This is a genomic window from Streptomyces sp. NPDC002092 (genome assembly GCF_053593775.1).
Genome location: NZ_JBSFDG010000026.1, coordinates 71,730 through 92,531 on the forward strand (window position 1 = coordinate 71,730; position 20,802 = coordinate 92,531).

The following is a 20,802-nucleotide window of genomic DNA, read 5'->3' on the forward strand; positions in this document are numbered from 1 at the left end:
CAAAGGAGAAAGCAAGTCATGGATTCCTTGACGGAAGCCCTGCTGTCCGGGGCCGGCCCGGACGAGATCGGGCGACACGAACTTCCATCGCACTACACGGCCGCGCATCTGCTGGCCTCGGATCTCGGCATGTTCGACGGCGTGGAGGACAAGGACGTCCGCAAGTCGCTGCACGTCGGGCAGGTTCCGATGCCGGACATCGCGCCGGACGAGGTGGTCGTCGCCGTCATGGCGAGTTCCATCAACTACAACACCGTCTGGTCGGCGACGTTCGAGCCGGTGCCCACGTTCGAGTTCCTCAAGCGCCACGCCCGCGAGGGCGGGTACGCCGCCCGGCACGATCTGCCGCACCAGGTGGTGGGGTCGGACGCGGCCGGCGTCGTCGTACGGGTCGGGGCCGGGGTACGGCACTGGAAGGTGGGCGACCACGTGGTCGCCAGCTGTGTCCAGGTCGACGAGCAGGAACCGGCGACGCATGCCGACGCGATGCTCGGCTCAGGGCAGCGGATCTGGGGCTACGAGACGAACTTCGGCGGGCTCGCCCACTACTCGGTGGTGCGCGCGAGCCAGCTGCTGCCCAAGCCGGCGCACCTGACCTGGGAGGAGTCGGCGGGTGTGCTGCTGACCGCGGCGACTTCGTACCGGATGCTGGTCGGGGCCAACGGCGCGCGGATCAAGCAGGGCGACATCGTGCTCATCTGGGGTGCGACGGGCGGCCTCGGCGCCTTCGCGGTGCAGATGGTGAAGAACGCGGGCGGTATCCCCGTCGGCGTGGTCAGCTCCGAGCACAAGGCCGAGGTGCTGCGCCGGCTCGGCTGCGATGTGGTCATCAACCGGAGCGAGATCGGCATGGGCGGCGACGGCGCGCCCACCCCGGAGCGGACGATCGAGCTGGGCAAACGGCTCGGACGGGAGATCCGGCGGCAGGTCGGCGAGGATCCGCATGTCGTGTTCGACTACGTCGGGCGGGCCACGTTCGGGATCTCGGTGTTCGTCGTGCGCAAGGGCGGAGTGGTCGTCACCTGCGGGTCGAGCACGGGGTACGACCACCACTTCGACAACCGCTACCTCTGGATGAATCTCAAGCGGATCGTGGGCAGCCACGCGGCGAACCTCCAGGAGCAGGCGGAGTGCAACCGGCTGTTTGGGCTGGGGCATCTTTCCCCCGTTCTCTCCGAGGTGTTCCCGCTGCAGGAAGTGGGCGAGGCCGCACGTCTGGTCCAGATGAACAGGCACATCGGAAAGGTCGGCGTGCTCTGCCTCGCGCCCGAGGAGGGGCTCGGCGTCACGGATGCCGCGCTGCGGGAGAAGATCGGGGCGGCGCGGCTCAATCCGCTGCGCGGCTTCGGTGCGCCCGAAGTCGCAGAGGTGTCCTGACATGGGGATCGGAATACTGTCCACCGGCTCCTATCTGCCCAAGCACGAGGTGGGCAACGAGGAGGTCGCCGAGCGCGTCGGCGTCACCGCGGAGTGGATCGAGCGCAAGACGCAGATCCGGTCGCGGCGCTACGCGGCCCCGCACGAGGCGACGTCCGATCTGGCGGTGAAGGCCGCCGAACGCGCCCTGGCACAGGCGGAGCTGACCGCGGAACAGATCGACTACATCATCGTCTCGACCTCCACCGGGGACTTCCCGCAGCCGCCCACGTCGTATCTGGTGCAGCACGGCCTGGGCGCCTACGGCGCGGCCTGCTTCGACGTCAATGTCGTGTGCAGCGGCTTCGTCTACGCACTGTCGCTGGCCCACGCCCTGGTGGCCGTACGGCCAAACGCCCGGGTGCTGGTGATCGGGGCGGACGTGTACTCGCGGATCCTGGACTTCACGGACCGCAGGACGGCGGTCCTGTTCGCCGACGGCGCCGGGGCCGCGGTCGTCGGGGCGGTGCCGGAGCCGTACGGGATCATCGCGAGCGACCTGTCCAGCCGCGGCGACGCACACCATCTGATCCGCGTCGAGGCCGGCGGCAGCCGCAGGCCGCCGTCGGCGGCGACCGTCGCGGACGGCGGCCACTTCTTCAGGATGGACGGCCGCGGGGTACGGGACTTCGTAGCCGAGCACGTGCCGCCGGCGCTGCTCGCGCTGGCGCGCAAGGCCGGTGTGGACATCGGCGCGGTCGACCACTTCGTACCGCACCAGGCCAACGGCGTGATGCTCGGCGAGGTCGTCGAGCGCACGGGGCTGGGCGCCGCTCGGACGCACCGCACCCTGATCAGGTACGGCAACGTCGGCAGCGCCTCGGTGCCGGTCGCACTCGACGAGGCCAACCGCACGGGCGCGCTGTCGCCCGGCGACCTGGTGCTGCTCGCCGGGTTCGGCGGCGGCATGTCGATCGGAGCATCACTTCTGACCTGGGGGGCCCACGCATGACCACGTCCACACGGAACGCCGGTGCGGGTATCGACCGGGTGGGTGTCGCCGGCAGCGGCATCATGGGCACCGGCATCGCAGAACTGTGCGCGAAGGCCGGGCTGGACGTGACGGTCGCGGTGTTCTCCGAGTCGTCGCTGGCGTCGGCGCCGCAGAAGCTGGCCGCGTCCCTCGAACGGGGCGTGGCCAGGGGAAAACTGACCGCGCAGGAGCGCGACGCGGCGCTGGCCCGGGTGTCGTACACCCGTGACCTCGACGAACTGGCGGACCGTCAGCTGGTGATCGAGGCGGTCAAGGAGGACGAGCAGCTCAAGCTGGACCTGTTCGCCACCCTCGACAAGATCGTCGAGGACCCGGACGCGATCCTGGCGACCAACACGTCCTCGATCCCGGTCGTACGGCTCGGCGCCGCGACCCGGCGCCCGGGCCAGGTGCTCGGCATGCACTTCTTCAACCCGGTGCCGGCGCTGCCGCTGGTCGAGCTGGTCTCCTCGGTGCTGACGGACGAGGCGGTGAGCGCGCGGGCGCTGGTCTTCGTCCGCGACGTCCTGGGCAAGAAGCCGATCGCCTCGCCGGACCGGGCGGGCTTCCTCGTCAACGCGCTGCTGTTCCCGTATCTGCTGTCCGCGGTCCGGATGGTCGAGTCGGGCCAGGCGCCGGCCGAGGTCGTCGACCAGGGTATGGAGCAGGGCTGTGCGCACCCGATGGGGCCGCTGCGGCTCGCCGACCTCATCGGCCTGGACACGACCGTGTCCATTGCGCAGGCCATGTACGAGGAGTTCAAGGAGCCGCTGTACGCGCCGCCTGCGCTGCTGCTGCGCATGGTCGAGGGCGGCCTGCTGGGCAAGAAGTCCGGCCGCGGTTTCTACACGTACACGTGAGGGATGTGCGAGGGGCCCGGCCGACCGCGAACGGTCGGCCGGGCCCCTCTCGCTGCCGGCTGCGGGTCAGGAAGCGGCGGCTTGTGTGAGCAGCCCCTCGGTGACGGTCGCGGCGACCTTGTCCAGGTGGTCGAAGAGGTAGAAGTGGCCGCCGGAGAAGACCCTCACATCGAAGTCGCCGGTGGTGTACGCCCGCCAGGTCCGGGCATCCTCGACCGTCATCATCGGGTCGCTGTCCCCGCACAGGGCGGTCACCGCAGCGGCGAGCGGCTCAGCTCCGCGCCAGCTGTACGTGCCGAGGGCCTGGTAGTCGGCGCGCAGCGCCGGCAGCACCAGCTCCAGGAGGTCGGGGTCGGCGAGCATGCTCCCGTCGGTGCCGCCCAGCCTGCGCACATCGTCCAGCACTTCGGCGTCGCCGAAGAGGTGGTAGGGGAGGCCGCCGGTCTCCGGCCCGCCCCGGCCGGAGAGGAACAGCCGCCGGGGGCCCGGCAGTCCGCCCTGGGCGAGCAGCAGGGCCGTCTCGAACGCGACGAGCGCGCCCATGCTGTGGCCGAACAGGGCGTACGGCCGTCCGGGATCCGCGGCCAGCTCGCGGGTCAGCTCCTCGGCCACCGCCTCGACGAGCGGGGCCAGGGCCGTGAACGGCTTTTCACCGTAGCGGTCCTGGCGCCCCGGGTACTGCACGGACACCACGTCGAAGTTCGCGGGCAGTGCGTGCGCCAGCTCCTTGAACGCCGTCGCGGAGCCGCCCGCGTGGGGGAAGCACACAAGCCGCGGCCCGTCCCCCGTGGCCTTGGTGAAGCGTCGCAACCACGTGCTGTTCACTGTCGGTGTGTCCCTTCGTCCGATCGTGCCGGATGGTGTGTCACCCCTGTAGTGGTGGGCCGAACCAGGTGGTGAGGGCGGTGCGGAGGGTGGTGGTGTCGGGTGTGCCGTCGGTGGCCCAGACGACGTGGCCGTCGGGGCGGACGAGGAGTGCGGCGGGGGCGGGGACGTCGCCGATGGCGGGGACGGTCCAGTGGTGGTCCTCGGCGCGTGCTTCGGCGAGGTCGACGCGGTCGGCCCATTTCTTGGCCACTGCCGCCAGGTCGGTGTTGCCGTGAAGGTCGAGGAGGAGGGGCCGGCCGGTGTGGAGGAGTTCGTAGACGCGGGAGGCGTCGTCGGACGTGGTGAGGTCGGCGTCGGGGACGCGGCGGCCCGCCAGTGGGTGGTCGCTGTCGGTGGGGTAGCGGATGTCCAGGGCGTTGAGGAGGTGGCGCAGGTACTGGTTGACCTCGTCGAAGACCATGAGGGAGCCGAAGACGTCGCGCAGTGCGTCGGTCTGGGGGCCGGGGCGGACGAGGGCCGACTGTGCGCGGGTGTTGTGCAGGACGCGTGCGGCGACGGGGTGGCGTTCGGCGTGGTAGGTGTCGAGCAGGGCCCGGGGTGCGTGGCCGTGTACTGCGGCGGCGAGTTTCCAGCCGAGGTTGACGGCGTCCTGGATGCCCATGTTGAGTCCCTGGCCGCCGGCGGGGAAGTGGATGTGGGCTGCGTCGCCGGCGAGCAGTATGCGGCCTTGCCGGTACTGGTCGGCCTGGCGTGCGGCGTCGCTGAAGCGGGAGACCCAGCGGGGGCTGTGCATGCCGAAGTCGGTGCCGGCGACCCTGGTCAGGGACTGCCTGAGTTGTTCGAAGGTCGGCGGTTCGTGGTCGGGGACGCGGTCGTACTCCGAGGTGATGACCCGGTGCCAGCCGGGTTCGAAGGCGATGGCGGAGTAGTCGCCGAGGGGGGTGCGGCGCACCCAGACGTAGTCCTCGGGCAGGTCGGGGAGTTCGACGTCGCCGATGAGGGCGGTCATGGTCGCTTCGGTGCCGGGGAAGTCGATGCCGGCGAGTTTGCGTATGGTGCTGCGTCCGCCGTCGCAGCCCACGAGGTAGCGGGCGTGCAGTGTCGCGGGTGCCAATTCCGCCGTGCGCAGCTGGACGCTCACGCCGTCCTGGTCCTGCCCGGCGCCGGTGACCTCGCACGAGCGGCGTACCCGTACGCCGAGTTCCGCGGCCCGTTCCTCGAGGAGTCGTTCGATGGCGGACTGCAGGATCATCAGCGGGTAGGGGTGCCTGGACTCGGTCTCGTCGAAGTCGAGGTAGAGGCCGGAGAAGTGGCCGACCGGTTGGAGCTGGCCCTCGGCCAGGAAGCGGTCCAGGATGCCGCGCTGGTCGAGGACTTCCAGGGTGCGGGAGTGGATCCCGCCGGCCCGGGACTCGCCGGACCGCTCGGCGAGCTTGTCGACCACCATCACGTCGACGCCCGCCAGCCGTAGCTCGCAGGCGAGCATCAGGCCTGTGGGCCCGGCGCCCGCGATCACCACGTCCGTGTCCCTGCGGGTGTGTCCCACGTCGTTCCCCCTCGGTCTGCCGGCCCTGTGACGTCGTTCGATCACTTCCACGTTCACGCACGTGGATCAGCGCTTCAAGACAACTCGGTGCCGGTACGGGGCACACCACCGTCCGGCTTGCCTTGTCCCGCCGGCGGGACAGGCCTACGGGGCCGCAGGGCGCCGAGCGGGACGGCACCCGGGCGCACCGGCCGAACCGGCAGCGGGCACGCCAAAGGCCCGCCGGTGCCCTCGGGGGATGGTGTGGGCGCCGGCGGGCGGTGCGGGGGCTCCGTGCAGGCTCATGGCCGTCGCATCGGAGCTCACGACACGAGAGCATCGCCTCCCGTGCTTGACGGACGCTCGCGGGGCGCTGGGGAGCCGGCGCCGCCGCAGCCGTCGTCATGCAGCACTCCAACCCGCTTCTAGCGCCGTGGCAGAAGCTGGGCGCTGGTTCATCACGACGGCCGGAAGGGAAAACCCATGACCGCACTGGACGACACGCCGGTCGGGACGCAGCGCGGCACGGTCGCCGAACTCGGGGCCATACGGGACGCCATGCGCCGAGGGCCCAGCGACAAGGCCACCGAGGCGCAGCACGCCAAGGGCAAGCTCACGGCCCGGGAGCGGCTCCAACTCCTTTTCGACGACGGCCGGTTCACGGAGGTCGAGGGCCTGCGCCGACACCGGGCGAGCGGCTTCGGCCTGGAGGACAGGCGCCCCTACACCGACGGCGTGGTCACCGGCTGGGGCCGGGTGTTCGGCCGTACCGTCTTCGCCTACGCCCATGACTTCAGGATCTTCGGCGGCTCCCTAGGTGAGGCGCACGCCGAGAAGATCCACAAGATCATGGACATGGCCGCCACGGCCGGCGCCCCGATCGTGGGCCTGTGCGACGGCGCCGGGGCGCGCATCCAGGAAGGGGTGACCGCGCTCGCCGGATACGGCGGGATCTTCCAGCGCAACGTCCGCAACTCCGGGGTCATCCCGCAGATCAGCGTCATGATGGGTCCGTGCGCGGGCGGAGCGGCCTACTCCCCGGCGCTGACCGACTTCGTGTTCATGGTGCGCGGCACCTCGCAGATGTTCATCACGGGGCCGGACGTGGTGAAGGCCGTCACCGGAGAGCAGATCAGCCACGACGACCTGGGCGGCGCCGACGCCCACTCCCGTCTCTCCGGAGTCGCCGGGTTCGCCTACGACGACGAGGAGAGCTGCCTCACCGACGTCCGCTACCTGCTGTCCTTCCTGCCCGCCAACAACCGTGAGCTGCCGCCGTCGGAACCCTGTGCCGACCGGCCCGACCGGCTCACCCCGGCCCTGCGCGACGTGGTGCCGTCCGACGACAAGCGCGCGTACGACGTGCGCGAGGTCATCGAGGAACTGGTCGACGCCGGCGACTTCTTCGAGGTGCACGAGGCCTGGGCGCCCAACGTGGTGTGCGCCCTGGCCCGGCTGGACGGCCATGTCGTCGGCATCGTCGCCAACCAGCCCGCCTCGCTCGCCGGGGTCCTCGACATCAAGGGCAGCGAGAAGGCGGCCCGCTTCGTGCAGATGTGCGACTCCTTCAACATCCCGCTCGTGACGCTGGTGGACGTGCCGGGATTCCTGCCCGGCGTCGACCAGGAGCACGGCGGCATCATCCGGCACGGCGCGAAACTCCTCTACGCGTACTGCAACGCGACGGTTCCCCGGGTCCAGGTGATCCTGCGCAAGGCCTACGGCGGCGCGTACATCGTCATGGACTCGCGCTCCATCGGCTCGGACGTGTCGCTGGCCTGGCCCGGCAACGAGATCGCGGTGATGGGGGCGGAGGGCGCCGCGAACGTCGTCTTCCGGCGCGAGATCGCGGCCGCGGCCGATCCCGAGTCCGCCCGCAGGCAGCACATCAAGGAGTACCGGGACCAGCTCATGCACCCGTACTACGCCGCCGAACGCGGCCTCGTGGACGATGTCATCGACCCCGCGGAGACCCGCCTCCGGTTGATCGACGCGCTTGCCGTGCTGCGCACCAAGTACGTGGCACGGCCCTCCCGCAAGCACGGGAACCAGCCCCAGTGACACGCGGGCCCCGCACCGGGCCGCGCCGGATGGTGCCAAGCGGTACCACTTGGTGCCATCCGGCACCGATCCGCGCTTCCGTGGCTGCGTGAGTGCGCACACCGCCCTGACGCAGACTGCTCTCTCGGTGTTTTCGCAGGTAGGGCGGCGACTCGTCGGAGCCGCCACCCTGAGGCGCCATGAAGACTTGCGCATTTCGAAGAACTGACCGACATCGCCTACCTGATGCTGCTCGCGGGCCACGTCGCCGACATCTTCTACCGCTACGCCACACAGGACATCGAGCTGGGCGGCGAAACCATCGGCAAGGGATCGACCGTCGTCGTCTCCCTGCCGGCCGCCGACCACGACCCCCGGCGCTTCGACAACCCCGACACCCTGGACATCCACCGCAAGGCCCGCGGTCAGCCGGCCTTCGGCCACGGCGTCCATCAGTGTTTCGGCAGCCGACTGGCCCGCATCGAGATGCGCGCCGGCTTCACCGGCCTGCTGCGGCGCTTCCCGACCCTCGAACTCGCCGTTCCCGCCGGTGAAGTCAGGCTCAGGACCAACATGAACATCTACGGCGTGCACGAACTGCCGGTCACCTGGACGGAAACGGCCCCCTGGACACCCGGCGCGGCAGCGCCCGGCCTCCCAGGTCACGGGAGCGCCGGGTGCTCCGGGTGCAGCGCCAGCTCCTCGAACAGGGCGACGTACTCACCGAGCAGCTCCGTTATCCGCTCGTCGGAGAAGAGGCCCGAGCGGTACGCGACGATCACGCGGGCGTTCGCGTCGTCGTGACGCAGGCGGACGCTGAGCGGGCGCGCGACGGTGCTGGCCGTGGGGGAGAACGGCTCGGCGCGCATCGGGCCGAGCCGCTGGGCCGCGCTGACGTCGTGCTCGCGTTCCGCGGTGAACTGCACGTGGAACAGCCGCTCCAGCAGGCCCCGGTCGGCCATGTGCGCGGCCACCAGGTGCGGGGGCACGTCGTGGTGGGCGAAGTCGCGCGCCGTGCTCACCCGCACCTGTTCCACGCTCTCGCCGAGCGTCATACGGCCCGACAGATCGGCGCGCACCACCACGTCGTTGGAGAAGTCGGCGACCAGGTCGTGCACGTCGCTGCGGTCGCGGTAGGAGACAGGGGCTCGTACACAGATGTCGCGCTGGCCCGACCGCCGCGCCAGCAGGATCTGGAAGGCGGCGAGCCCGACCACGTACAAGGTCGTGCGGTGGCGGGCCGCCACCTCGCGCAGGTGGACGAAGGTGCCGGACGACAGCGGGAAGGACCGGGTACGGCCCGCGATGTCCGGGGAGCCCGCGGGCGCGCCCCCCCGGTCGCACGGCAGTACCGCGGGCTGCGCCCCGGAGAGGCGCTCCACCCAGTACGCGACGGTACGCGCGCCGTGCTCGCCCTCGACCCGGTCCCGGTGCCACTTCGCGAAATCCGCGTACTGGACCGGGAGCCCGGGGAGCTCCGGCCCGGCGCCGGCGACGGCGGCGGCGTAGTGCGCCGTGAGCTCGGCGGTGACCACCTCGAGGGCGCGGGCGTCGCCGATCATGTGGTGCAGGCAGACGACCACGAGGTGTTCGCCGGGCGCGCGCCGCAGCACCCGCAGCCGGGCCGCCGGGCCCCGGTCGAAGTCGAAGGGCCGGGCCAGTTCGTCGTCCGCGACGCAGGCGACCCGCGTCTCGTCCGCGTCGGCCGTCTCCATGAGCGGGTCCGCGCCCGGTGACACCACCTGGGTGAGCGCGCCGTCCACCATGCGGTAGGCGCTGCGCAGCGTCTCGTGCCGCTCCGCGACAGCCCGCCACGCCTCACGCAGCGCCCCGGTGTCCAGCGGCCCCGACACCCTGAGTCCGCCGACGATGAGTGGCTGGCGGGGCGCCGATGCCAGTGAGGCCCACATGCCCTCCTGGCCGAGCGAGGCGGCGAACCGCCACGGGGTCTGGGCCGGGCGGTCCAGCAGGGGCAGCGGTGTGCCGCCCCTGCGCTGGCCGAGCAGCCGCGCCTCCAGGCGGGCCCGCTCGGCGAAGTCGTCCTTGAGCGTCGCGGCCATGGGCCGGTGATTCCCTTCGTGCGTGGACATCGGTGCGTGGGCGAAGACGTCGTCCGCGGGACGCCCGGGCACGCCGGACGCCGAAAGCTCGTGACGCGGCTCGCTCAGCCCTCCTCCCGGAGCAGGGCCGCCACTTCGGCGTCCGACAGACCGGACAGCTCGTCGAGAAGGCGGGCCACGTGGTCCGGATCGCTCTGCTCGACCTGGCGTTCCGTCAACAGTTGGGCGGTCTGCTCAACCGTCGGCACCCCGCTCAGCAGGTCGGTGACGGAGAACGCCACCCCGAACGCCTCGCGCAGTCGCAGCGCGATCCGGGTCGCCTGCAGCGAGTGTCCGCCGAGCACGAAGAAGTCCGCGGTCACCGAGATCTCCCGAAGGCCCAGGACCTCGCACCACGTCTCGGCGACCCGCTGCTCGGCCGCGTTGCGAGGCGCCACGTACTCGCCCGTCGAGAGGTCCTCGACCGGCTCCGGCAGCGCGTCACGGTCCAGCTTTCCGTTGGCGCTCGTCGGCAGTGCGTCCAGCCACACGTACGCCGTCGGGATCATCGCCGGCGGCAGGCTGTCCGCGAGATGCTCCCGCAGCTGCGCCGACGTCGGCCGTTCGGCGCCGCCCACGGCCACCAGGTAGGCGGCCAGGTACGTCTCGCCGTCTCGCCGGCGGGGCACGACGGCGGCGCCGGCGACGGCCGGGTGCCGGGCCAGCAGCGCCTCCGACTCGCCGGGCTCCACCCGCTGCCCGCGGATCTTGACCTGGTGGTCGATGCGGCCGAGGTAGTCGAGAGTGCCCTCCTCGGTCCAGGCCGCCCGGTCACCGGTGCGGTACAGCCGCCCGCCGGAGCCGAACGGGTCGGGGACGAAGGAGGCCGCCGTCAGCGCGGGCCGGCCGAAGTAGCCGCGCGCCACCTGGAGGCCGCCGATGTGCAACTCGCCGGGGACGCCCACAGGCTGGGGGTTGCCGCGCTCGTCGAGCACGTACAGGCGGACCCCGGGCACCGGGCGTCCGATCGAAAGCCGCGGCCGGTCGGTCGCGCCGGGCAGGACCGGCTGCGCGGTGACGTCGATGGCGGCCTCGGTCGGACCGTACAGGTTGTGCAGCTCCACTTGCGGCAGCAGCCGGTGGAAGCGGTCCGCCACATCCGGCGGCAGCGCCTCACCGCTGCAGACCACTCGCCGAAGGACGCTCGCGGCCGTGGCGGCCGCGGGTTCGTCGAGGAAGGCGCGCAGCATGGACGGCACGAAGTGGCAGGTCGTCACACCGTGGTCGACGACGGACCGCACCAGATGGCCGGGGTCCTGGTGGCCCCCGGGCCGGGCGAGCACGATCGTCGCGCCGGAGCGCAGCGGCCACCAGATCTCCCAGCCGGACACGTCGAACCCGATGGGCGTCTTGTGCAGCACACGTTCCCCGGCAGACAGCGGGTACATCGCCTGCATCCAGGCCATCCGGTTGGCCACCCCGGCGTGCTGGTTCATCGCGCCCTTCGGGGTGCCCGTCGTCCCGGAGGTGTGCAGGACGTACAGCAGGTTCTCCGGCCGCGCCACCTCGTCGAGAGGGCCGTCCGCGAGACCGTTCAGGGCGGTGTCGTCGACCTCGACGACCGTCAGCCCGGGCTGACCCGCGGCGAGTTCGCCCGCGTCGCCGTGCGCGGCCTCGCGCGAGGTGACGAGGAGCAACGGGCGCACGTCCGCGAGCTGCAGGGCGAGCCGGGGGCGCGGATGGTCCGGGTCGAGCGGCAGATAGGCGCCGCCCGCCTTGACGACCGCGAGGAGTGCGATGACCAGTTCGGGCGAGCGCGGCAGGTGTACCGCCACCACCTGGTCGGGGGCCGTGCCGAGGGCGCGCAGCCGTCGGGCCAACCGGTTCGCGCGGGCGTCCAATGCGGCGTACGACAGCTCGCCGCCGTCCCACACGACGGCCGGTGCGTCGGGGGTGAGCCGGGCCTGCCGCTCGACGGCGGTGTGCACGAGACCGTCGTCGAGCGGGACGCCCGGGCCGCTGAACTCCCGTACCACTCGGGTGAGTTCGGCCGACTGCAGCGTCGGCAGGTCCGTCGCCGCCGCGCCCACCGGGCCCGGCACGGCTTCGAGGGTCAGCGCCAGCGCCTGAAGGAGGCGGCGCGCGCTCGGTGCGGACAGCAGGTCCGCGGCGTACACGGCGTGACCCGTCAGACTGCCGTCGCTGTCCTCCGCCAGATGCAGCGACAGTTCGAACTGGGCGCCGGGCGCGGGCAGTTCGAAGGGTTCGGCGCGTACCTCGCCGGACTGCCAGGGCGCCAGCGGCAGGTTCTGCAGCGCGAGCGCCACCCGCACCAGCGGGGCCCGCCCGTCGGCACGGTCCGCGCCGGCCAGCCGGACGATCTCCTCCAGGGGGATGTCCTGGTGTGCGTAGGCGGCCAGGCACGAGGAGCGGACCCGGGACAGGAGCTCGCCGAAGGCGGGGGCGCCGGAGGCGTCGACGCGCAGCGGCAGTGTGTTGACGAGCAGCCCTATCCGGTCGCTGGTGCCGGGGCGGTGGCGGCCGGCCGCGATGGCGCCGACCACCAGGTCCTGCTGCCCGGTCCATCTGCTCAGCACGGCGGACAGCCCGGTGAGGACCACCATGAACAGGGTGGAGCGGCGCATCGCCCCGTAGCGCTTGAGCCGGGCCACCAGGGGTGCCGGCAGCGCGAACGGCAGGGCGGCGCCGCGGAAGGCGTCCGGGTGCGCGGTGGCGTCCAGCGGCAGCGCCACCGCCTGCGCCCCGGCCAGGGTCTGCTGCCAGAACTCGGTGGCCGCCGCGTCGTCGCCGGCGTGCGGTGCGGCAGCCTCGACGACGTCACGGGACGGGGTGCGTCCCGCGAGGCGTTCGCGGTAGCAGACCCCCAGCTCGCGCAGCAGCAGGCCGAGCGACCAGCCGTCCACGGCGATGTGGTGGGCGGCCAGCGCCAGCGTCCACTCGGTCGCCGAGGCCCGCACGAGGACCGCCCTCAGCAGCGGCCCCGCCGTCAGGTCGAACGCCGCGCCGGCGAGGTCGGCCGCCACGTCACGGGCGTCCCGGTCCGAGGTCCGCTCCACCACCGGCAGCTCGAAGCGGCGCGGCGCGAGCGGGGTGCGCAGCAGCGTGCCGTCGGCGTCGGAGGTGAAGCCGCAGTGCAGCGCGGGGTGGCGCGCCACCAGGTCCTCCAGGCTCGCGCGCAGCAGCTCCGGGTCGACGGGGCCGTGCAGGTCGATGCCGCCCGCCACGTGGTAGGCCGGGCCGCCGCCCATGGCGTTCAGGAGCCACATCCACTCCTGCGCGCGGCTCGCGGGCGTGACGCCGGTGCTGCCGGCGCCGGGGACGTCCGGCGCGCTGCCGGCGGCGTCCTGACCGGCGCAGGCGGCACGATCGGCGACCACGGAGTCTTCGCCCTCGGCGCCGGCCGGTCCCCCTCGGGCGCCGACCAGCGCGCTGAGAGCGGCCACGGTCAGCCCGTCGAGCAGCTCGGTGGGGGACACGAGCACCCCGAAGCGTTCGCGCACCGCGTCGGCGAGCCGCACCGCCCGCAGCGAATCCAGGCCCATGACCACCAGCGGGACGCGCGGCGACACCTGCTCGGCGGACAGGTCGAGTGCGAGGGCGACCGCCTCCGCGACCGCCGGTGACACCGGGGCCGCCTCGGCGCCGTCCCCGGCCGCCTCCGCGTCCGCGCCGCCGGTCGCGACGGTCTCCAGGGCGCCGGCCAGCCACCGCTCGCGGCAGGTACTGCGGCGGATCTTGCCGCTCGTGGTGCGCGGGATGGCCCCCGGCCGCACCAGCACCACCTCGTGCAGGGACAGCCCGTGTTCGACCGCCACCGCCTTGCGCACCGCGCCGATCACGGCGGGCGCCTGCTCGGCGTCGAAGCCGCGCACCACCTCGTGGACCAGGACGGCCCGTTCCTCGGTGCCGTCGTCGTACGAGAACACCGCGGCCCGGGTGGGCTGCAGCATCGGGTGGGCGTGCTCGGCGCTCTGCTCGATGTCCTGCGGGTAGTGGTTGCGGCCACGCACCACCAGGAGGTCCTTGGCGCGGCCGGTGACGAACAGCTCCCCGTCCAGGGCGAAACCGAGGTCGCCGGTGCGCAGGAAGTGCCGGCCCGGGTGGGAGTCCAGCGTGGCGTGGAAGACCTCCTGTGTCAGCTCCGGCTTGTTCCAGTAGCCGCCGGTGACGGTCGGGCCGCTCACCCACACCTCGCCGGTCTCGCCGGGCAGGCACACGCGCCCCTCGGCCGGGTTCGCCACCACGACGACGTCCTCGCTGCGCGAGCGGCCGCAGCCGGTCAGCACCGCCGCGGCCGCCTCGCCCGAGGAGGCCAGCGCGGCCTGCCCCAGCTCCAGTTCGCGGCGGTCGGCGCGCAGCACGCGGGGCTCCCCCCGCTCGGGCGCGCCACCGGTGACGAACAGCGTCGCCTCGGCGAGCCCGTAGCAGGGGTGGAAGGCCGACCGGTCGAACCCGCTGTCGGCGAAGGCGCGGGCGAAGGCGTCCAGTGTCGCCGGCCGCACCGGCTCGGCGCCCACCATGGCGTGCTGCCAACTGCTCAGGTCGAGTTCGGCACGCTTGTCCTCGGGGATGCGGCGCACGCACTCGCCGTACGCGAAGTCGGGCGCCGCCGACACCGTCGCCCGGTGCCTGCTGATCGCGTCCAGCCAGCGGTACGGGCTGCGCATGAACCCCATGGGGGAGATCAGGGTGCAGGGGAAACCCGCGTAGAGGGGCTGCAGGATGCCGCCGATCAGTCCCATGTCATGGTACGGCGGCAGCCAGCTCACGCCCCGGCTGTCCGGCCCGACGCCCAGAGCGGTGCTGATGGACGCCGAGTTGTGGACCAGGTTGTCGTGGCGCACCATCACGCCCTTGGGAGTTCCCGTGGAGCCGGACGTGTACTGCAGGAACGCCAGGTCGTCCGGGGCCGGGCCCGGGCCCGCCCAGTCGTCGGCCGCCGCGTCCGGGATGTCCTCGGTGACCAGCCACTCGATCAGACCGGACGTGGTCAGCTCCGGGTAGGAGGCCGCTATCGCCTCCGTCACCTCCCGGCTGCTCAGCGCGAGCACGGTGCCCGCGTCCGCGCCGGTGGCCAGCACCGCGGACAGGCCGCGTCGGCCGGTCGGCACGTACACGGGCACGGCGACGGCGCCTGCGTACAGGCAGCCGAGGAAGGCGGTCACATAGTCCTCGCCCGGCGGGAAGAGCAGCAGGACGCGCTCCCCGCGCAGGCCGCGTTCGGTGAGCGCGGCGGCGACCGCGCGCACCCGGCGGTCCAACGCCGCGTAGCCGACAGCGTGTTCGCTGCCGTCGTCGAGCACGAACTCCAGGGCGGTGCGGTGCGGAGTGGCGTCCGCCCGGTCGCGCAGGATGCCGACCAGTGTGCCGCCGACGGGACGGACGTGAGTGTGCACGGTTGCCCTCCTGGCAAAGTCCTACGGTGAGTTCCGGTCCCGCGCCGCGGGCGCGGGCGGGGGTGTACGAGGGCGCTGCCGGGTGCCGGTGACGGGGCGTGTCGTCACCGCGATGAGGCCGCACCCTGCAACGACCGGGCGGCGCAGGCCGCGACGAACGCCGCGAACAGCTCCGGGTCGCCCAAGACCTCGGGGTGCCACTGCACACCGAGGACGAACGGCAGGGACGGGTCCTCGGCCGCCTCCACCACGCCGTCGTCGGCCCGCCCGGTCACGTGCAGCGCGCCCGGGTCGAGCACGGCCTGGTGATGGTGCGAGTTGACGACGGTCCGCTCCCCGTACACCGCGGCTGCCCGGCTGCCGGGAACCAGGTGTACGGGGTGCTCGCCGAAGACGCCCTCGGCCGGGCAGTGGCCGTTGTGCCCGACCAGGTCGGGCAGGTGCTGGTGCAGGGTGCCGCCGTAGGCAAGGGCGAGCAGCTGGAGCCCGCGGCACACCCCGAGGACGGGCAGGCCGGCCGCGAGCGCGGCGTCGAGCAGCAGCAGCTCCCCGGCGTCCCGGTCGGCACTGGGGGTGTCGGTCTGCGCATGGCGGGCAGCGCCGTAGCGCGCCGGATCGATGTCGGCGCCGCCGGGCAGCAGGAGCCCGTCGAGGCGGGCCAGCACGTCGGCGTCGGTGTCGTCAGGCGGCAGCACGACGGCGCGTCCGCCCGCCCGGTGCACCCCGTCGACGTAACCCTGCTGCAGCACGGTCGCGTCCGTGTCCCAGATGTTCCAGCGCGCGCGGTCGCGGTAGGAGGCGATGCCGATGACGGGACGGCTCACCGGGCCGCCTCCGTCAGGATGAGCTCCGCGGCCGTGCCGGTGCGCCGCAGGGCGCCCTCGCACAGTTCGAGTGCCGCGGCCAGCAGCGGGCTGCCCTCGGTCGCGCGGGCGCCGTACGGGGTACGCCTGCGCAGCGCCGCGGTGCGCTCGGCGAGCAGGGCGGGCGGCTCGGTGTCGCGCACGGCCGCGACGAAGACGTCGGCGAGCTCGTCGATGTCGTCGCCGAAGAGACCTTCGTACGTCGCCTCGTTGAGGCCGATGCGCACACCCTGCCCGGTGAAGCCCGGCAGCCCGGACATGAAGTTGACCTTGAGGCTGGCGGCGGAGAGCCGGGCGGCCGCGGTCTTCGCCGGGATGCCGTCGGCCTCCGTGTCCAGCCACAGCTGGTGCCCCGCGGAATGGCCGCGGTCGGCGGCGGCCAGGGTCAGGCCGCGCTCGGTCAGGAGCCGGCCGAAGCGGCGGGTGTGGTCGAGGACCGCCCGGGTGTAGGCGGGGCCGAAGTCACGGAACTCGAGCAGGGCGATGCCCAGGCCGATGGTGGCGGCGAAGTGGTGGTTGCTGATGAGGTAGTCCTGGGTGTCGCGGATGAGCTGCTCCACGGCCGGGTCCCGGGTCAGCACCACGGCCTTCTGCGGGCCGGGGAACGTCTTGTGGGTCGAACCGCCCCAGCTGTCCGCGCCCTGGTCCAGGGGGTTCGGGAACGCCCCGCCGAGCACCAGGCCGAGCCAGTGGCTGGCGTCCACGTGCACCAGCGTCCCCGGCGAGGCCGCCCGCACCGTGTCCACCAGAGCCTTCACGTCGACGGGGAACAGGCAGTGCGACTGGTCCACGTACACCAGCGAAGGCCTGGTCCGGGCGAGCAGTTCGGCGGCGTGCGCGAGGTCCAGGGTGTGCGGGTCGGGGCCGCGCAGGTACTCCACCCGGAGCCCGAGCCGGCCGGCCACCTTGGGCGTCGCGTAGTGGCCGCCCAGCTCCGGGGCGATGGTGACCACCGTGGAACCCGGATCGCCGCCGAGCGCCGCGAGCACCAGCGTCATCCCGTTCAGACCGCTCAGCGGTCGCACCGAGGCGTACGACGCCCGGCCCAGCTCCCGCAGAAGCGGGACGGTCAGCTCCATCTCCAGGTCGCGCAGGCGCTGGGCGCCGCGGAAGTGCCAGCGGTCGGGGTCGTCGTCCTCGTTGAAGAAGTAGCGGTGGTACGGGTCGAGGAGCATGGGCAGTTTGGCCAGGCCCGACATGGAGGTTTCCGACGGCACCATGCTCAGGGTCTGTCGTGCGCTCGCCTCGTTCTCACTCAGCAGGCGCACGACCGTGTCCAGGGTCAGATCGGTGGTCCACATCGGGCAATGCCTCCGTCGTCGGTCGAGCAGGGGTCGGTCATACGGGCGTCGGGGTGTCGCGCAGCCGGGCGTCGGCCACCATCACCTGGCCGAGCGCGATCCCGCCGTCGTTGGTGGGCACCAGCCGGTGAGCGTGGGCGTCGAAGCCCGTCCTGCGCAGCTCCACGAGGCAGTTGACCTGGAGGAACTCGTTGAGGAACACGCCGCCGGAGAGCACCACTTGGCGGATGCCGGTGCGCTCGCGCAGCGCGGTGCACCGCTTGACGACCATGTCGACCACCGCGGAGTGGAAGCGGCGGCTGATGTCCGCCACGGCGGTCCTGCGCGCCAGGTCCGCGGCGATGGCCCGCACCAGCGGCCTCGGGTCGAGGACGTCGGCGTCGCCGTCCGTGTCGACGCCGAAGGCGTACGGAGCGGTCAGCGTGAGGTCGCGGTCGAGCAGTCCCTCCAGTTCGATGGGGCCGTGCGCCTCGTACTCGGCGTAGGCACAGACGCCGAGCAGGGCGGCCACCCCGTCGAAGAGCCGGCCCATGCTGGACACCGGCGGGGCCTGGATGCCGCGGGCGGCCATCGTGGCGAACACGGTGCGCTTTCGTTCGTCGAGGACCTCCAGGGCGGGGAAGGCGGCGACGGCCCGCTCCGGTGTGTCGAGGGCCTGCAGCGCCAGCGCGTAGCCGGTGCGCACCGGTTCCGCGACGGCCTTGTCGCCGCCGAGCAGCGGGATGGGCCGCAGATGGGCCGCCCGGCGCACCGCGGCGAAGTCGCCGACCAGGAACTCGCCACCCCAGATGGTGCCGTCCTCGCCGTAGCCCGCGCCGTCGAAGACGACGCCGATGGTGGGGCCCGAGAGCCGGTTCTCGGCCATGCAGGACGCCATGTGGGCATGGTGGTGCTGGACCTCGACGACGTCGTCGGGCCGGTCGGTACCGGCCAGCACCCGGGCCCGGAAGGCGGGGTGCAGGTCGCAGGCGGCATGCCGGGGTTTCAGCTCGTACAGGTCGCACAGGTGGGCCGCGGCCTCGCGGTGCGAGGCATAGGTCTCGTCGTTCTTCAGGTCGCCGATGTGCTGGCTGACGTACACCTCGCCGCCGTCGCCGAGGGCGACCGTGGTCTTGAGCTCCGCGCCGTAGGCGATGACCGGCCCGCAGAGGCCGTCGACCTTCACCGGGTAGGGGGCGTAGCCGCGCGAGCGCCGCAGGAAGGTGACGATCGGCTCGTCCAGGGCGGGGTGCACGGAGCTGCGCACCACCGAGTCGTCCACGCGGACGTGGATGTCCCGGTCGTGGTGCAGGATCAGGTCGGCGACCTCGAAGAGCTGGGCCAGCGCGTCCTCGTTGCGGTGGGCGATCGGGTGGCCGGAGATGTTCCCGCTGGTCATCACGAGGACGTCCAGCCCGGGCCGGTCGAGCAGCAGATGGTGCAGCGGTGCGGACGGCAGCATCACGCCGAGGTTCGGGTTGCGCGGGGCGACCTCCTCGGGCAGGGCGCCCGGCAGCTTCCGCAGCAGCACGATGGGGCGGGCCGGGGAGCGCAGCAACTCCTGCTCGGCGTCCGTGATCCGGGCGATCCGGGCCGCCTGAGCGAGGCCCGCGGTCATCACCGCGAACGGCTTGGAGTCCCGCTTCTTGCGCGTGCGCAGCCGGGCCACGGCCGCCGCGTCGCGGGCGTTCACCGCGAGGTGGAAGCCGCCGACGCTCTTGACGGCGACGATCTTTCCCTCGGCGAGCGCCCGCGTGGTGCGCGTCAGCGCCTCCTCGGCCCCGGCCAGCACCCCCTCGGGGCCGGAAAGGGTCACCTGCGGACCGCACCGCGGGCAGGCGGTGGGCTGTGCGTGGTAGCGGCGGTCGGCAGGGTTCACGTACTCGGCGCGGCACTCCTCGCACATGGCGAAGACGGCCATCGTGGTCTGCTCCCGGTCGTAGGGCAGAGCCTTGATCAGCGAGTAACGGGGGCCGCAGTGCGTGCAGTTGGAGAACGGATAGCGGTGGCGGCGGTCGGCGGGGTCGAACACCTCGCGCAGGCAGTCGTCGCACACGTGCGAGTCCGGAGCCACGATGGTGTTGGCCCGTCCGGTGCGCCGGCTCTCGCGGATCTCGAAGCCCGTCGGCGGCTGCGTGCCGGGCAGGGTGGTCCGCCGCTCCACGTGTACCTCGTCCACACGGGCGAGCAGCGGGGCGCGGTCCTTGAGGGCCGTCGTGAACCGGGCGAGCGTGCCGGGTGCGCCGCACACCTCGGTCTGGACGCCCAACGTGTCGTTGAGGACCCAGCCGCTCAGGTCGAGGGAGGTGGCCAGGGTGTGGACGAAGGGCCGGTAGCCCACGCCCTGGACCACGCCGGACACGCGGATCAGCCACTGCTCGATGTCTGCCATGACTCCTCGTCCCACTCGTCGGCTCAGCAAAGGCGGGGGAGCTCGGCGCCCTGCAGTTCCTCGACCTCGCTGATCCGGCCGTCCTTTCCGGTCAGCTCCACGACGGGATCGGGTCGTTCGGTCACCTCGCCGATGACGACGGCGCCCTTGCCGTAGGGGTGGGCGCGCAGCGTGCGCAGGACGTCGTCCGCGTGCTCGGGGGCCACGAACAGCGCCAGACAGCCCTCGTTGGCGCAGTTGATCGGGTTGATGCCGAGCATGTCCGCGGCCATCGCCGTCTCGAAGCTGATCGGCAGCGCCTCCTCCTCGACGCGCAGCGCACGGCCGACGGCGGAGGCGTACTCGTGCAGTACGGCGTTGAGGCCGCCGCGGGTCACGTCGCGCATGGAACGCACCGCGGATTCGGGCACCGCGCCGCGCACCGCGTCGATCATGCCGTTGAGCGGGGCGCAGTCGCTGAGCACGTTGGACTCGAAGCCGAGGCCCTCGCGCACCGACAGGAGGTGGATGGTGTGGTCGCCGATCGGCCCGCTGAGCAGGATCTTGTCGCCGACGGCGACGTCCTTCATGCGCTTGGGCGGGGAGGTGAAGACGCCGACGCCCGCGGTGTTGAGGAAGATGCCGTCGGCTTCGCCCGCCCCGACCACCTTGGTGTCACCGGCGACGATCTTGACGCCCGCCTCGCGCGCGGTGTCCCGGACCGACTCCAGGGCCCGGTGCAGCTGCGCGATGGGAAGCCCGCTCTCCAGGATCATCGCGAGGGTGAGGTAGCGGGGCTGGGCACCGGCCACCGCGAGGTCGTTGACGGTGCCGCACACCGCGATCTTGCCGATGTCGCCGTTGCCGAAGAACGGCGGGTCGACCACGAACGAGTCGGTGGTGATGGCGAGCGCGCCGTCCAGCGGCGGGAGGACGGCGCTGTCCTCCATCTCACCGAGGTAGACGTCCGCGAGCACCTCCACGACGAACTCGACGAGCTCCCGGCTGAGCCGGGCCCCGGTCCCGTGGTCAAGGACGATCTGCTGGTCCAGAAAGGACGTCGTGGCCGTCGGCAACGTGACTCCCGGTGGGGTCGAGGACGTACGCACGTCACAGGGATCGGGCGTACCCGGATGAGGGGTTGGGATGCGGTGCGGGGCGACGCCGGGCGAGGGGCGGGACGCGTGCGG

12 protein-coding genes and 1 pseudogene are annotated in these 20,802 nt (G+C 72.5%); 5 read left to right on the top strand and 8 right to left on the bottom strand.

The window, feature by feature from the left end; genetic code table 11:
* The first annotated feature begins 18 nt into the window (after positions 1 to 18).
* From ccrA to ACWCRD_RS40145, 3 genes are read left to right on the top strand one after another with little or no spacing between them, the layout of a single operon-like run.
* Positions 19 to 1,377 carry a crotonyl-CoA carboxylase/reductase gene (ccrA, locus tag ACWCRD_RS40135; RefSeq protein WP_450970613.1) on the top strand — a complete coding sequence of 453 codons (1,359 nt, stop codon included), beginning with the start codon at positions 19 to 21 and terminating at the stop codon, positions 1,375 to 1,377.
* Between the two features lies 1 nt (position 1,378).
* Positions 1,379 to 2,368, top strand: a complete 990-nt coding sequence (locus ACWCRD_RS40140) for a 3-oxoacyl-ACP synthase III family protein (RefSeq protein WP_450970614.1) — start codon at positions 1,379 to 1,381, stop codon at positions 2,366 to 2,368.
* Positions 2,365 to 3,249 carry a 3-hydroxybutyryl-CoA dehydrogenase gene (locus ACWCRD_RS40145; RefSeq protein WP_450970615.1) on the top strand — a complete coding sequence of 295 codons (885 nt, stop codon included), beginning with the start codon at positions 2,365 to 2,367 and terminating at the stop codon, positions 3,247 to 3,249. The genes ACWCRD_RS40140 and ACWCRD_RS40145 overlap by 4 nt, the downstream gene beginning before the upstream one ends.
* A gap of 66 nt (positions 3,250 to 3,315) precedes the next feature.
* On the opposite strand, the gene ACWCRD_RS40150 is transcribed toward ACWCRD_RS40145, so the two are convergent.
* Together ACWCRD_RS40150 and ACWCRD_RS40155 are read right to left on the bottom strand one after the other, a co-directional pair.
* Positions 3,316 to 4,074, bottom strand: a complete 759-nt coding sequence (locus tag ACWCRD_RS40150; RefSeq protein ID WP_450970616.1) for a thioesterase II family protein — start codon at positions 4,072 to 4,074, stop codon at positions 3,316 to 3,318.
* A 40-nt stretch (positions 4,075 to 4,114) separates the two neighbouring features.
* Positions 4,115 to 5,623, bottom strand: a complete 1,509-nt coding sequence (locus tag ACWCRD_RS40155; protein WP_450970617.1) for an FAD-dependent monooxygenase — start codon at positions 5,621 to 5,623, stop codon at positions 4,115 to 4,117.
* 462 nt (positions 5,624 to 6,085) lie between these two features.
* On the opposite strand from ACWCRD_RS40155, the gene ACWCRD_RS40160 reads away from it, so the two are divergent.
* Both ACWCRD_RS40160 and ACWCRD_RS40165 read left to right on the top strand, forming a co-directional pair.
* The gene (locus ACWCRD_RS40160; RefSeq protein WP_450970618.1) at positions 6,086 to 7,663 is read left to right on the top strand and encodes an acyl-CoA carboxylase subunit beta; all 1,578 of its coding nucleotides are present in this window, start codon (positions 6,086 to 6,088) and stop codon (positions 7,661 to 7,663) included.
* 198 nt (positions 7,664 to 7,861) lie between these two features.
* Positions 7,862 to 8,266, top strand: a pseudogene (locus tag ACWCRD_RS40165) (cytochrome P450); the annotation flags it as partial.
* Between the two features lie 38 nt (positions 8,267 to 8,304).
* On the opposite strand, the gene ACWCRD_RS40170 reads toward ACWCRD_RS40165, so the two are convergent.
* The 6 genes from ACWCRD_RS40170 to hypE form a co-directional block, all read right to left on the bottom strand.
* Positions 8,305 to 9,702 (bottom strand): condensation domain-containing protein, encoded by a 1,398-nt coding sequence (locus ACWCRD_RS40170; protein ID WP_450970619.1) that lies wholly within the window; start codon positions 9,700 to 9,702, stop codon positions 8,305 to 8,307.
* 104 nt (positions 9,703 to 9,806) lie between these two features.
* Positions 9,807 to 15,098 carry an amino acid adenylation domain-containing protein gene (locus ACWCRD_RS40175; protein ID WP_450970620.1) on the bottom strand — a complete coding sequence of 1,764 codons (5,292 nt, stop codon included), beginning with the start codon at positions 15,096 to 15,098 and terminating at the stop codon, positions 9,807 to 9,809.
* A 104-nt stretch (positions 15,099 to 15,202) separates the two neighbouring features.
* A complete protein-coding gene (locus ACWCRD_RS40180) occupies positions 15,203 to 15,922 on the bottom strand; it encodes a gamma-glutamyl-gamma-aminobutyrate hydrolase family protein (RefSeq protein ID WP_450970621.1) in 720 nt (239 codons plus the stop codon).
* On the bottom strand, positions 15,919 to 17,262 hold the full coding sequence (locus ACWCRD_RS40185; RefSeq protein ID WP_450970622.1) for a hypothetical protein: 1,344 nt from the start codon (positions 17,260 to 17,262) through the stop codon (positions 15,919 to 15,921). The genes ACWCRD_RS40180 and ACWCRD_RS40185 overlap by 4 nt, the downstream gene beginning before the upstream one ends.
* A gap of 37 nt (positions 17,263 to 17,299) precedes the next feature.
* Positions 17,300 to 19,633: a carbamoyltransferase HypF gene (gene hypF, locus ACWCRD_RS40190; protein WP_450970623.1), complete on the bottom strand. Its 2,334-nt coding sequence runs from the start codon at positions 19,631 to 19,633 to the stop codon at positions 17,300 to 17,302.
* A gap of 23 nt (positions 19,634 to 19,656) precedes the next feature.
* On the bottom strand, positions 19,657 to 20,688 hold the full coding sequence (gene hypE / locus ACWCRD_RS40195; RefSeq protein ID WP_450970624.1) for a hydrogenase expression/formation protein HypE: 1,032 nt from the start codon (positions 20,686 to 20,688) through the stop codon (positions 19,657 to 19,659).
* Between the last annotated feature and the right edge of the window lie 114 nt (positions 20,689 to 20,802).